General features: G+C 56.6%; 13 protein-coding genes. 7 read left to right on the plus strand and 6 right to left on the minus strand.

Features of this window, described 5'->3' with window-relative positions; all coding sequences use genetic code 11:
• Positions 1–55: 55 nt before the first annotated feature.
• The 5 genes from VQ830_RS11640 to alr all read right to left on the minus strand — a co-directional run bounded on the left by VQ830_RS11640 (position 56) and on the right by alr (position 3,414).
• Positions 56–250, minus strand: coding sequence for a hypothetical protein (locus VQ830_RS11640; RefSeq protein WP_337268267.1), 195 nt, complete (start codon positions 248–250; stop codon positions 56–58).
• A gap of 74 nt (positions 251–324) precedes the next feature.
• On the minus strand, positions 325–564 hold the full coding sequence (rpsU, locus tag VQ830_RS11645; protein ID WP_337268268.1) for a 30S ribosomal protein S21: 240 nt from the start codon (positions 562–564) through the stop codon (positions 325–327).
• Between the two features lie 33 nt (positions 565–597).
• On the minus strand, positions 598–750 hold the full coding sequence (locus VQ830_RS11650) for a hypothetical protein (protein ID WP_337268269.1): 153 nt from the start codon (positions 748–750) through the stop codon (positions 598–600).
• Positions 751–1,005: 255 nt separating this feature from the next.
• Positions 1,006–2,256 (minus strand): D-amino acid dehydrogenase, encoded by a 1,251-nt coding sequence (locus VQ830_RS11655; protein ID WP_337268270.1) that lies wholly within the window; start codon positions 2,254–2,256, stop codon positions 1,006–1,008.
• 24 nt (positions 2,257–2,280) lie between these two features.
• Positions 2,281–3,414, minus strand: a complete 1,134-nt coding sequence (gene alr, locus VQ830_RS11660; protein ID WP_337268271.1) for an alanine racemase — start codon at positions 3,412–3,414, stop codon at positions 2,281–2,283.
• Positions 3,415–3,540: 126 nt separating this feature from the next.
• Here alr and VQ830_RS11665 point away from each other — a divergent pair, with 126 nt between their 5' ends.
• Positions 3,541–4,005: an Lrp/AsnC family transcriptional regulator gene (locus VQ830_RS11665; RefSeq protein WP_337268391.1), complete on the plus strand. Its 465-nt coding sequence runs from the start codon at positions 3,541–3,543 to the stop codon at positions 4,003–4,005.
• 4 nt (positions 4,006–4,009) lie between these two features.
• On the opposite strand, the gene VQ830_RS11670 is transcribed toward VQ830_RS11665, so the two are convergent.
• Positions 4,010–4,747, minus strand: coding sequence for an NUDIX hydrolase (locus tag VQ830_RS11670; RefSeq protein WP_337268272.1), 738 nt, complete (start codon positions 4,745–4,747; stop codon positions 4,010–4,012).
• Positions 4,748–4,976: 229 nt separating this feature from the next.
• Between VQ830_RS11670 and VQ830_RS11675 the strand changes: the two genes are divergently transcribed.
• The 6 genes from VQ830_RS11675 (at position 4,977) to scpA (ending at position 13,640) form a co-directional block, all read left to right on the plus strand.
• Positions 4,977–5,957 carry a hypothetical protein gene (locus VQ830_RS11675; RefSeq protein WP_337268273.1) on the plus strand — a complete coding sequence of 327 codons (981 nt, stop codon included), beginning with the start codon at positions 4,977–4,979 and terminating at the stop codon, positions 5,955–5,957.
• A complete protein-coding gene (locus tag VQ830_RS11680) occupies positions 5,954–7,186 on the plus strand; it encodes an adenylosuccinate synthetase (RefSeq protein ID WP_337268274.1) in 1,233 nt (410 codons plus the stop codon). The genes VQ830_RS11675 and VQ830_RS11680 overlap by 4 nt, the downstream gene beginning before the upstream one ends.
• 218 nt (positions 7,187–7,404) lie before the next feature.
• Positions 7,405–8,928: an acyl-CoA carboxylase subunit beta gene (locus VQ830_RS11685; RefSeq protein ID WP_337268275.1), complete on the plus strand. Its 1,524-nt coding sequence runs from the start codon at positions 7,405–7,407 to the stop codon at positions 8,926–8,928.
• Between the two features lie 18 nt (positions 8,929–8,946).
• The gene (locus tag VQ830_RS11690; protein WP_337268276.1) at positions 8,947–9,324 is read left to right on the plus strand and encodes a hypothetical protein; all 378 of its coding nucleotides are present in this window, start codon (positions 8,947–8,949) and stop codon (positions 9,322–9,324) included.
• 3 nt (positions 9,325–9,327) lie between these two features.
• A complete protein-coding gene (locus tag VQ830_RS11695; protein ID WP_337268277.1) occupies positions 9,328–11,340 on the plus strand; it encodes an acetyl-CoA carboxylase biotin carboxylase subunit in 2,013 nt (670 codons plus the stop codon).
• Between the two features lie 161 nt (positions 11,341–11,501).
• A complete protein-coding gene (gene scpA / locus VQ830_RS11700; RefSeq protein ID WP_337268278.1) occupies positions 11,502–13,640 on the plus strand; it encodes a methylmalonyl-CoA mutase in 2,139 nt (712 codons plus the stop codon).
• Positions 13,641–13,647: the final 7 nt, after the last annotated feature.

Genomic DNA, 13,647 nt, shown 5'->3' on the forward strand with positions numbered 1-13,647 from the left:
TCTCAAAAACTCTCTAAAGACAGACCTGCTGCATATTCATTGCTGACAGGTCACTTCAATGAACGCTGGGCGTTTTTACCACGAGGGCAAAGTCTTCCGCCACCAATTCGCTGATGGCAATCAGGACTTCCTCGGAGCTGAAGCCAGAGGCCGTCGCGCTACGGATGAGATCCTGAAGATCAGGCTCTATGACGTCCCGACAATCCTCAAGACGCTCGTCAGACACCGTTAAACTGAACAATTCTTCCATGATGTGTCCTTTCCAGAACGCAGGCCGCATGCGGTGCATACGGACTATGCCAGGTAACGCCGCTGCAACCAGATTTAGCGGGCTGCACCAGCATGCTTCTTAGCGCAGGGGAGCAAGCCTTCACGCTGCATCTTCTTGCGGGCAGCTTTGCGATGGCGAGCAACGGCCTGCGCCTTTTCACGAACGCGTCTTTCCGAAGGCTTCTCGTAGGCCTGACGCGCCTTCATTTCCCGGAATACACCTTCGCGCTGCAATTTCTTCTTAAGAGCGCGCAAGGCTTGATCGACATTGTTGTCTCTGACGAGAACCTGCATGGACATCTCCTTCATAGGTCGTTGATGTTTGGATCAGCCGAGCTGATCGGCAATAAGTTCTTGAATTTCAGCTTTGGTCAGCAGGCAGGGATAAGGCTTCCAATCAGAAGCATCCCGCACCACGGGCTGAATTTGGACGCGCGGCGCTTCATTGGCGCACGGGTCGCGTTTTGTTGGTTTGTTCAAAAGATTTCCTTTTCCGCAAAAGCGGAGGCGGCGTGGATGCAACTCGCAAGCATGCGATAACGACCGCGAATAGCGCGGACGCCGAACCCCTCATGCCAATTTGTCGGAGTGTACGGGTGATATAGGGTCCGCATGCTCCCATTACAAGCTGAGTGCTGGATTACGCGCTCCCGTGCTAGCGACAGAGCACATTAGAAGCATCATATTGATTACATCACGGCGCAGTTTGGAGAATGAGCCGCGATGTCGCGGTCTCTAGCTGTAGCGAGCCACCCCAAGATCTACCGCATCGATCTCAGGCTTGCGTCCACTGACGAGATCGGCGATGATCCGCGCCGATCCGCAACTCATGGTCCAGCCGAGCGTTCCATGTCCAGTGTTGAGGAAGAGGCCACCAACAGGCGTCGATCCAATGACCGGTGTGCCGTCCGGCGTCATTGGTCGAAGACCAGACCAGAACGTTGCCCTGGTGACGTCGCCGCCGGGAAAAAGATCCGCGACAGAATGTTCCAGCGTGCGCCGCCGTGCGAGGCCAAGATCGTTCGTATAGCCGGAAATCTCGGCCATACCGCCCACACGAATACGATCGCCGAGCCGCGTTATCGCGATCTTGTAGGTTTCGTCCATGACCGTGGATTCCGGCGCGCGCGACGGCTCAGTGATGGGAATGGTCAAGGAATAGCCTTTGACGGGATAGACCGGCAGCTTGATGCCAACCTGGCGCAAGAGCAAGGGCGAATAGCTGCCAAATGCCACGACGACGGCATTGGCATCAAAGACGCCCCTATCCGTCACCACACCGCGCACAGCCCCTCCTTCCACCTTAAGCGTGCTCACGCTCGTGGCGTAGCGAAAGTCGACCCCCATCTCTTGAGCTTTGGTGGCCAGCGCATTTGTAAACTTGAAACAGTCACCCGTCTCATCTTTCGGCGTCAAAAGACCGCCAACGATCTTCTCGCGAACGTGAGAAAGAGCAGGTTCTGCTCGAATGCATCCTTCGCGATCCAGGACTTCGTAGGGGATACCATCGGCAGCAAGCGCCTTCACATCCTTTGCAGAAGCGTCTACCTGCTGCTGTGTGCGAAACAACTGAAGCGTGCCGCGCATCCGCTGATCATAGTCGATGTTCGTCTCGCGACGGACGTCAGCAAGGGCGATGCGGCTGTAATCTGCGAGCCGTAACATGCGGCTCTTGTTCAGTGCGTACCTGCCCTCTGTGCAGTTGCTCAGCATCTTGATGAGCCATGACAACATCGCACCATCGACTTTTGGGCGTAGGATCAGTGGCGCGTGCTGCATGAAGAGCCACTTCAGCGCTTTCATCGGAATTCCGGGGGCTGCCCATGGCGAGCAATAGCCAAAGGAAACTTCACCGGCGTTGGCAAAGCTCGTTTCCAGCGCTGGGCCGCTCTGCCTGTCGATGACAGTGACCTCGTGACCTGCCTTTGCAAGTTGATAAGCCGTGGTGACACCAATGACGCCTGCGCCAAGAACAATGATTTTCATGATGCCCTACTGAAGTGATTTCGATCAAATATAGCGACGATGATAGCGCTGGCCGAGGCTCGTCAAGAGCTCATAGGCGATTGTACCGGCAGCCGCCGCTACATCCTCGAGTGTCTGATGCGGACCGATCATCTCAACGAGGCTCCCAAGAGAAAGTGTATTGTCGGGCAGATCGGTAACGTCGACCGTCATGCTGTCCATAGAGACACGGCCGACAATTGGAAGTCTGACGCCTTGATAGAAAACGGCGCCTCGGTCACTCAAGCTTCGCAGCAACCCGTCAGCGTATCCGGCAGCAAGTGTCGCAAGCCGCCTCTCCCCACTTGCAACATACGCAGCACCATAGCCGACACGCGCACCGGCGTTCACCGTGCGGGTCTGGATGACAGAAATGTCAAGACGGATCACCGGCTGCATGGGATTGGCTGCGCCGCCAACGGGCGCGCCGCCGTAGAGCGCGAGGCCCGGGCGCGCTAAAAACCCGTGATAATTATCGCCAAGAAAGACGCCGGCCGAATTGGCGAAAGATATGCGCAGGTCAGGAAATTCTTGGCAGATGCTCTTTACCGCTGCAAGCTGGTCTGCATTTTGCGCATGCTCAGGTTCATCGGCGGAAGCAAGATGGCTCATCATGAACAAGATATCGAGGCCCTGATCCGACTGCAGAAGAGAACGAAGCTCACGGCGATCCTCGGGAGGGAAGCCAAGCCGCGACATGCCGCTATCGAACTGCAACACCGCAGGAAGACGCGTGCGGAGCTTTCCGGCCATCTGCGACCAGCGCCGGACTTGGTCGAACGAGTTGAGGACAGGCACGATATGATGGATGGCCGCAAGCTCCTCGTTTCCAGGCTGCAATCCATTCAGAACGAAGATCTGCCCATCATCGGCGAGCTGCGGTCGTAGCGCCATGGCTTCCTGAAATTGCGCGACGAAGAAGTGCCGGCAACCGGCGTCGTAAAAAGCATTTGAGACCGGCCCTGCCCCGAGACCATAGGCGTCGGCTTTGACGACCGCCGCAGCTGAGCCAGGCGCGACAAGACTTGCCATCTTCGCATAGTTACGACGCAGCGCACTCAGATCGACGGTCAGATAGCCACAAGCGCCGGTGGGCTCGGCAGATGCCAGCAGACTAAACTTGCTATTAAAATCATCCATCGAGCTGCCCCATTTTTATTCGTATCAGCATATTGAAAGAATCGATGAATTTCCTCCTATTCAGCAGAAGGATATTCAGATAATTGGTTTCTTACGATCATTTGTTCGAATTTTTGGAACTTTCCGCTGGACTCTCTTGATGCAATCGACCGTAATCTTCTGAAGCTTTTGAGGCTCAACGCGCGAATGAGCAACGCGGCTCTCGCTGCAGAGGTCGGCCTATCGCCTTCGGCATGCCTGCGACGGATCAGGCTACTTGAGGAAGGTGGCGTCATCCGTGGCTATACGGTCCTCCTCGATAGCCGTCAGTCCGAGGGCTCGATTGCCGTCATCATCAACATTACGCTGGAGCGGCAAACGGAAGAATACCTCAACCGTTTCGAGGCGGCTGTCCGGCGTCACCCCGAGATCAAGGAGTGCTTTTTGATGACGGGGGGATCCGATTATCTTCTGAAGGTCGAGGTGGAGAATGCCGGCGAGTTCGAGAGGATCCACAAGGAGATTCTCTCCGCTTTACCGGGCGTATTGCGAATTCATTCCAGCTTTTCGATCCGCAATGTGCTTGCCACGCGCTCGAAAGGACGGCGCTGACAAATCAACTGTTGCTGCGACCTAATGTCCGGTCGAACAATCGGAAGGGATCATGAAGCCGATAAAGCCGAGCCGGCCGCTTGCTCGATCCGCCGCGGGTCTCGCCTGTCTTTTCGAGGAACTCCAGGTCGCTCACCTTGCGGCGAAAAGCACTGGTATCCAGCTTTTCACCAAGCACGCTTTCATAGGCAGCCTGAAGATCGGACAGGGTAAATTCGCGATCGAGGAAATTGGCCGGAAGTGTCGAGTAAGCACCCTTGCTCCTCAATCTGCCGAGCGCATCCTTGATGATCTCGACATGATCAAAGGCAAGTTCAGGCAAGTCATCAACATCGATTAGCGCGACAGCTGGACTGTCGGGCAGATGGAGATCTTTGCGCGGTACCAAAGCGATATGGGCGACGGAAAGGGACCAGCCGCGAGGATCGCGCCCCATCCCGCTATACGTTTTGAGTTGTTCCATATAAATGCCGCCGACACCGACCTTGTGCGCTAGAACACGTTCGATTGCCGCCGATGTATCGTCGTCCTCGTTGAGATGGACGAAGCCCCCCGGCAGCGCCCAGGCTCCGGCAAACGGCTCATTCGGCCGCTGATGAAGCAGTACCTTCAAGCGCCACTCGTCCAGCGTCAGGACAACGACGTCCACAGTGAGGATCGACAAGGTTTCGTATGAGGTTTCAGATGCTTGTGTGTTTTGTGTGACCCGTTCCTGCCATTGGATGTCGGTCTTTGCCTTCATCCTCAGTCTCCTTCCCACTAGCTCGCCACATCTTTGTTTGGCCGATCATTGCCCATCTGTCATCGCTTAACGGCAAAAGTCTGGCCTTTTCATGCATTCAGCTCCCACGCAGACAATATGTGCGGCTGCTAAAAGGCAAACAATATCAGGCACCCAAAACTCGAATTTTTAATTTGTAATTTGCAAATTGTGAATTACAATCATTATGTACCAAACAGGAGTAAAGATCATGGGAAATGGACGCTGGAGAAGTGACGATTGGGAAAGCTATGTCAGCCGCAATGTCCACGGCAAACATAGAGATGAAATCTTCACGGCGAGGGGAATGCAGGATGCATTCAATCCTGCCCGCATTCGCGTGCGTGAAAGCCGCGCAAGTACCGACAACCCGCACCCGACCCCTATTATTCTGGCTTCCGATGTGACGGGCTCGATGGGCATCATCGCCGAGCAGCTGATGCGCGATGGGCTCAACAAGCTAGCAAGGGAGATTTATGCGCGTAAGCCGATCAGCGACCCGCATATCATGATCATGGCGGTAGGCGATGCAAAGACAGATGCCGCCCCTCTGCAGGCCACACAGTTCGAAGCCGACATACGTGTCGCTGAACAGGCTGCAAGTTTATGGCTTGAAGGCGGAGGGGGCGGTAACGGCGGTGAAAGCTACTGCGCAGCACATCTCTTCGCCGCGCTCAAGACGAGCACGGATGCCGCGGAAATTGAAAATCGAAAAGGTTTCCTCTTCACCATCGGAGACGAGCCTGTTCATGACGGCATGAGCCGCCAGGAAATCCAAAGGGTTCTTGGACTTCGTGTCGAACAAGATCTATCCGGGCGCGACTGCGTTGAACTTGCGATGCGCCATTGGGAAGTCTTTCACATCGTTCTGACCAATGAGGGTTTTTGCGCGCAAGATCCCAAGTCAGTTCTGACGAGCTGGAACAGGATTTTGCCGGAGCGCGTGATCGAACTCTCGGATGTGCGCCGCCTTGCCGAAACGGTGATTTCGGTTATCGAAGTCAGCCAGGGCGCGGATCCCTCGAAGGTCGCACGCAGCTGGGGCGGTGACACAACCGACGTAATCGAAAACGCCCTGAGAGGTGGTCGCCGCCAAACGAGGGAGAAACACATCGACCTGATGTCGCTCTTCGGTATCACCCGAAAAAAGGGAACAGACGATCCGGAGGATGACGGGAGGTATTTCAAATGAGCACGACTTATGCGGTGATTGGCGCAAACTGGGGCGACGAAGGCAAGGGGCTGGCAGTTGACGCCATCGCATCCCAGCTTTTGCAAAGAGGAAAGAAAGCCACTGTCGTGCGCGCCAATGGCGGGGCACAAGCCGGCCATAGCGTCGTTTGCCGCACATATGGCCGGCATGTCTTCCACCACGTCGGTGCAGGTGCTTTTGCGGGGGCGGGCACGCATTTGTCACAGTTCTTCGTCGCTCATCCGATGATGCTGCATCGCGAACTGGCTCAACTTGCGGCCAGCGGCCTTAATGCCCCATCCATCAGCATTGATGCGCGCGCGCTCGTGACCACGCCTTGGGATATGGCGATCAATCAGGCATTGGAGCTCGCCAGAGACGCGGGACGTCATGGCTCGACCGGCCTTGGCTTTGGCGAAACGATAGAGCGCTCTGAGCGAGGTCCAGTTCTAACGGCTGAAGACCTCTGGTCAGATGAGCTCGCTCATAAGGTCGAGACCATCGTCGGCGAATGGATGCCGCAACGTCTCATGGAGCTTGGCATTACCGCCGACGGCTCGGCGCTCGGCAAGGTTCTCAGTGGAGCTCCCGCGGTAATTGAAGCTTTCTGCATTGACTGCCAACGCTTCAGAAGCTCGGTACGCCTGATGCAGGATGCTGACCTGAGCGATGCCGATGCCATTATCTTCGAAGGCGCGCAAGGCCTACAGCTCGACATGAAGTGGGGCGTGATGCCGCATGTCACGCGCTCACGCACCGGACTTGCAAATATTGCCGCAGTTGCGCGTGAAGCAGGCATTTTCACGATCGAAGCGTTCTATATGACGCGCGCCTATGCAACGCGCCATGGCGCAGGGCCTCTGCTGCACGAAAGCAAAGCAGGAAAGGAGATGCCCTGGCTTGCCCTGCGAGACGAAACAAACATCCCTAATCCTTGGCAGGGGAGCTTGCGCACTGCACCGCTCGATCTTTCTTTGATGCGAAAAGTCATCGGCCAGGATCTGGCAGAACAAGCCGATAGCAGCGTCAAGGTAAACGCCTATGTTGGTGTCACATGCCTTGATCAGATCTCCGACATGGCGCATTGCATCTTTGATGAGAGCGTCCAGAAAATAAAGCCTGCTAATCTTGCCGATCTCCTTCAGGACCATCTTGGTCTACCAGTAGCGCTGCGTTCCTGGGGTCCTTCAAGAGCGGATGCACAGTTTCATCAACGCGCTGCCGCTTAAGACATGCCTCTCCAAAAGCAGCAGGCACGCGGCCATTTCCGCGCCGCTGCCTGCTCTTTTCGGTTTTCTTCGCCACGCAACTCTCTTAGATGAGAAAGTGTGACCGCGCGGTGCCTTGCATCGAGCGGGACGATCTCGGGTTCATACTTAATCTGATGCCAGGCGTTAGCCGCCGAAAGACCGTCAGGACCGAGATAGGCGAAGATGAGGGAGGTTGCATGCCAGCTGGATTGGAAGAGCGCCGGGCACAGGCTAGGCTTGGCGGCGGCGAAGGGCGAATAGCCGCGCAGCACGCCAAGGGTAAATTGACCGCCCGGGAGCGGCTTGACGTTCTGCTCGATCCGGGTTCCTTCGAAGAATATGATATGTACGTTACGCATCGCTGCACCGACTTCGGCATGGAGGGCCAGAAGATCGCTGGCGATGGTGTTGTCACCGGCTGGGGCACCATAAACGGGCGCCAGGTCTATGTTTTCTCCCAAGACTTCACGGTGTTCGGCGGATCACTTTCCGAAACGCATGCGCAGAAGATCTGCAAGATCATGGACATGGCGGCAAGAAACGGCGCACCACTAGTCGGCCTGAATGATTCAGGCGGCGCACGTATTCAGGAAGGCGTGGCATCTCTCGGTGGCTATGCCGAGGTTTTCCGGCGCAATGCCGAAGTCTCGGGCGTCATCCCGCAGATCTCCGTCATCATGGGTCCTTGCGCCGGCGGCGCCGTCTATTCGCCTGCTATGACCGACTTCATCTATATGGTGCGCGATACCTCCTATATGTTCGTGACCGGTCCGGACGTGGTCAAAACCGTGACAAACGAGATCGTCAGCGCGGAAGAGCTCGGCGGGGCGCGTACTCACACGCAAAAATCTTCGGTTGCCGACGCCGCTTTCGACAATGATGTGGAAGCACTCGAGGCTGTGCGGCGCCTCTTCGATTTCCTGCCGCTGAGCAATCGCGATGCTCCCCCTACCCGTCCTTTTTTCGACGATCCGGCCCGGGTCGAGATGAAACTCGATACGCTTGTTCCATCCTCCTCCAACAAACCCTACGACATGAAGGAGCTTATCTTCGCGATTGCCGATGAAGGCGATTTCCTGGAGCAGCAGGAGGCCTTCGCGAAAAACATCATCACAGGGTTTATTCGCCTTGAGGGCCAAACCGTCGGTGTGGTCGCCAATCAGCCTATGGTACTGGCTGGATGCCTGGACATCGATTCATCGCGCAAGGCCGCGCGGTTCGTGCGGTTCTGCGATGCCTTTAGCATTCCTCTTCTGACGCTGGTCGATGTGCCCGGATTTTTACCGGGTGTTGCGCAGGAGTACGGCGGCGTCATCAAGCACGGAGCAAAGCTTTTGTTTGCCTATTCGCAAGCCACCGTGCCCATGGTCACGCTGATTACCCGCAAAGCCTATGGGGGCGCCTATGACGTGATGGCTTCAAAGCATATCGGAGCCGACATCAACTATGCCTGGCCGACGGCAGAGATTGCCGTGATGGGCGCCAAGGGGGCCACCGAGATTCTCTACCGCTCGGAATTGAACGATCCTGAAAAGATTGCGGCCCGGACCCGAGAATATGAAGAGCGTTTCGCCAATCCCTTCATCGCGGCCGAGCGCGGCTTCATCGATGAGGTGATCATGCCTCATTCGTCCCGTCGTAGGATTGCACGCGCTTTCGCGTCCCTGAGGCGCAAGCAGGTGACGACGCATTGGAAAAAACACGACACAATCCCGCTTTGATGCGTAGAGAACGAGACCATGGCCAATCTTCCTGACATGACCAAGCACCGTGGCTTTCCTTCCGGCATGCCGGGCACGGGCGTCCAATTCACCATCCGGCGCGCTAATCCAAGGGGTGTGACGCCAATCAAGGCGCTGCCGCGCCGCGCCCGCCCGGGCACGCAGGAACATCTCATCGATGCCGCGTTCCTGCACGCGCTTTGGCATTATTTCGGCCCCGAGCCTTTCGAGCGCGGCAATCTCGACGCGGCAAGATTGAACTTGTTGTTTGGCCGCGAAGTCGTTGCCCTCGATAAGGATTTTGATCCGCAGTCCTACGAAGCCATGCTTGTCATCAATGAGAAGGTGGCACGCCAGACATTTCCCGAAGCCTTTGAAGACGTGCTGGAGATTTAAACCGTGGCAATTAAGAAGCTGCTGATCGCTAACCGCGGCGAGATTGCCTGTCGGGTCATCAAAACCGCGCGACGTATGGGTATTGCCACCGTTGCCGTTTTTTCCGAGGCCGACAAGGATGCCTTGCATGTTAAAATGGCTGATGAAGCCGTTGCGATCGGCCCGGCACCGTCCTCGCAGTCTTACCTCGTCATTAATGCAATCCTTAATGCCATCCGGCAGACGGGAGCCGACGCCGTGCATCCGGGTTACGGCTTTCTTTCCGAAAATCCAGTCTTTGCCAAAGCGCTCCAGGACGCAGGCGTTGCCTTCCTCGGACCACCGACCGGTGCAATCGAAGCGATGGGCGACAAGATTACCTCAAAAAAGCTTGCCGCGGAGGCGGGGGTCTCGACAGTTCCCGGGCATATGGGGCTAATCGAGGATGCGGAAGAAGCCGTCACGATTTCAGCTTCGATCGGCTATCCCGTTATGATCAAGGCTTCGGCTGGCGGCGGCGGCAAGGGCATGCGTATTGCATGGAACGACGAAGAAGCGCGCGAAGGCTTTCGAGCATCCAGAAACGAGGCTAAAAGCTCGTTCGGCGACGATCGCATTTTCATCGAGAAATTCGTCGATCAGCCCCGACATATCGAGATCCAGGTTCTCGGCGATCAGCATGGAAACGTCGTTTATCTGGGTGAACGGGAATGTTCGATCCAAAGGCGGAACCAGAAAGTCATCGAAGAAGCTCCCTCCCCTTTCCTCGATGCTAAGACGCGAAAAGCCATGGGCGAACAGGCTGTCGCCCTTGCCAAAGCCGTGGGTTACACTTCGGCCGGCACCGTGGAATTTATAGTCGACGGCAAGCGGAACTTCTACTTTCTGGAGATGAACACGCGACTCCAGGTCGAACATCCCGTGACCGAACTCGTCACGGGCCTCGACCTTGTCGAGCAGATGATCCGCGTCGCGAATGGGGAAAGGCTGTCGTTTGGACAGGACGACATAAAGTTGAATGGCTGGGCGATGGAAAGCCGCCTTTATGCCGAAGATCCTTACCGAAACTTTCTGCCCTCGACCGGTCGCTTGACCCGCTACCGACCTCCGCAGGAGGGAACGCACCCGGACGGAACGATCATTCGTAACGACACCGGCGTCTATGAAGGCGGCGAAATCTCGATCTACTACGATCCGATGATCGCGAAATTGTGCAGCTGGGGACGCGATCGCGCGACAGCTATCTCTGCCATGGCGTCAGCGCTCGACAACTTCGAGGTCGAAGGTGTCGGAAACAATCTGCCCTTCCTGGCGTCCGTCATGGCGCATCCACGCTTTCGTGCGGGCGACTTGACAACAGCTTTCATTGCCGAAGAGTTTCCCGATGGCTTCCATGGCGTTTTGCCGGATGAGACGACCGCGCGGCAGCTGTCGGTTATTGCAGCCGTCATTAACCAGAGGCTTCAAACACGGGCGGCCGCAATTTCCGGCACGATTGGCAATCACCGGCGCATCGTTGGCAGTCAGTGGGTTGTCCGCTTTGCCGATCAAGAGCATGCCGTCCTGGTCGCATCGAAAGCGGAGGACGAGACTTTAACGGTGACGGTCTCCGAAAAATTCGTGCTTCGGGTCTCAAGCAATTGGCGACCCGGCATGACCCATGCCGCCTTCTCGGTCGATGGCGATATCATTGGCGTCAAAGTGGAGCTTACCGGAACGACAGTTCGGCTGCGGATGCGCGGTATCGACATCACCGCAACCGTTCGCGAGCCGCATGTTGCCGCTCTGGCACGCTTGATGCCCAAAAAGCTGCCTCCCGACACGTCTAAAATGTTGCTTTGCCCGATGCCGGGGCTACTTACGTCCGTTCTCGTCTCGCAAGGCGACGTGGTAGAGGCCGGCCAGCCGCTTGCGACGGTCGAAGCGATGAAGATGGAAAACCTCTTGAAGGCAGAGCGGCGCGGCACTGTCAAGCGTATCGCCGCAACGACAGGAGCAAGCCTTGCCGTTGACGAATTGATATTGGAATTTGAGTGAGCGTCGAATAGCACGTCAAGACCTGCCAGCTTTTCATGCATATCTCCTAAGATAGGGCCGGCAGGCATTTTTCGTTCCTGCTCAGACGGCCCGATATTCGATTCCGATTTTCAGAAGGATGCTGTACCGATAGGCGAAATTGAATCGGGAGGAGTGGCATCATGACGAAGAAGACGATTGCCGACTGGCGAAGCCTTGCCGAAAGCGAACTGCGAACCTCTCCGGAAAAGCTCGTTTGGCAGACGCCCGAGGGGATTGACGTTCAGCCACTTTACACCGCAGAGGACCTGGAGGGCCTCGAACATCTCGACAATCTGCCGGGCTTTGCGCCTTTCGTGCGAGGGCCACGGGCGACGATGTATGCCGGCAGGCCCTGGACAATCCGGCAATATGCGGGCTTTTCGACTGCCGAAGAATCCAACGCATTCTACCGGCGCAATCTCGCCGCCGGTCAAAAGGGCCTCTCGGTCGCATTCGACCTGGCGACGCATCGCGGTTATGACAGCGATCATCCGCGCGTGGAAGGTGACGTCGGCAAAGCTGGCGTTGCCATTGACAGTGTCGACGACATGAAGATCCTCTTTGATGGCATTCCGCTCGGTGAAATGTCCGTCTCGATGACGATGAACGGCGCGGTCATTCCGGTTCTGGCAAGCTTCATTGTCGCGGGTGAGGAACAAGGCGTACCGCGAGACGCCCTGTCTGGAACCATCCAGAACGACATCCTCAAGGAATTCATGGTCCGCAACACCTATATCTATCCGCCGGAGCCATCCATGCGGATCGTCGCCGACATTATCGAATTTACGGCGCGGGAGATGCCGAAGTTCAATTCCATCTCCATCTCCGGCTATCATATGCAGGAGGCTGGCGCGACGCTGGTGCAGGAACTGGCTTTTACCCTTGCCGATGGCCGCGAATATGTCCGCGCCGCACTGGCTAAGGGCTTGTCGGTCGACGAGTTCGCCGGCCGTCTTTCCTTCTTCTTCGCCATCGGCATGAATTTCTTCATGGAGGCGGCCAAGCTGCGGGCCGCACGGCTTTTATGGTCGCGTATCATGTCCGAATTCGAGCCCAAGAAACCATCGTCGCTCATGTTGCGCACTCACTGCCAGACCTCGGGCGTTTCTCTTGCCGAGCAGGATCCGTACAACAACATCATCCGTACGGCGTTCGAGGCAATGTCTGCTGTGCTTGGTGGCACGCAGTCTCTCCACACCAACGCCTTTGATGAGGCTATTGCTCTGCCGACCGATTTTTCCGCGCGAATTGCACGCAATACCCAGCTCATCTTGCAGTATGAGACGGGCGTCACAAATGTCGTCGATCCCCTGGCGGGCTCCTATTATGTCGAAAGCCTGACCAGCGCGCTTGCCGAGAAAGCATGGGCGCTGATCGAAGAGGTGGAAGCATTGGGCGGCATGACAAAGGCTGTTGCTGCGGGCCTTCCGAAATGGTTGATCGAAGAAGCCGCTACACGCCGGCAGGCAGCTGTCGATAAGGGCGATGCAGTCATTGTTGGTGTCAATCGCTACCGGCTCGAAAACGAAGACCCGATCGATATTCTCGAAATCGACAATTCGGCGGTTCGAACAGCGCAGATCAAGCGTCTTGAAGAGACCAAGCGCCGACGCGATGCGAGCGCCGTGGAAGTATCGCTCAAGGCACTTCGCGATGCTGCGACGAATGGGAGCGGCAATCTCCTCGCGCTATCCGTCGAGGCGGCTAGAGCACGCGCCACAGTCGGCGAAATTTCCGATTGCCTACGGTCGGTCTTTGGCGACCATGATGCAACACCGACGGTCATTGGCGAGGTCTATGCCGATGCTTACCGCGACGAACCAGAATTCCTGATCTTGAAGGAGCGCCTTGCCAAAGCAGCCGGTGGCCTTGGCCGCAAGGCAAAGATCATGATTGCAAAGCTCGGCCAGGACGGCCATGACCGGGGGGCCAAAGTCATTGCTTCGGCCTTTGGCGACCTTGGCTTTGACGTCGTGGCAGGCCCACTTTTCCAGACGCCAAAGGAGGCGGCCGCCATGGCCGCCCGCGATGGCGTCGATGTCGTTGGCGTTTCCTCACTCGCCGCAGGCCATAAGACGCTTTTGCCGCAGCTTGTGAAAGAATTAAGAGAAGCCTCGAAGCGAGAAATCATCGTGGTCTGTGGCGGCGTTATTCCGAGGCAGGATTATGATTTTCTCCGCGAGAACGGTGTCGCGGCGATCTTCGGGCCTGGCACCAATGTGATGGATGCAGCACAAGTGGTGCTCGATCTCGTTGAAGGCCGCCGTCGGAACGATTAAAAGGAAA

The sequence above is a fragment of the Oryzifoliimicrobium ureilyticum genome (genome assembly GCF_037199735.1).
Classification (GTDB): domain Bacteria; phylum Pseudomonadota; class Alphaproteobacteria; order Rhizobiales; family Rhizobiaceae; genus Rhizobium; species Rhizobium ureilyticus.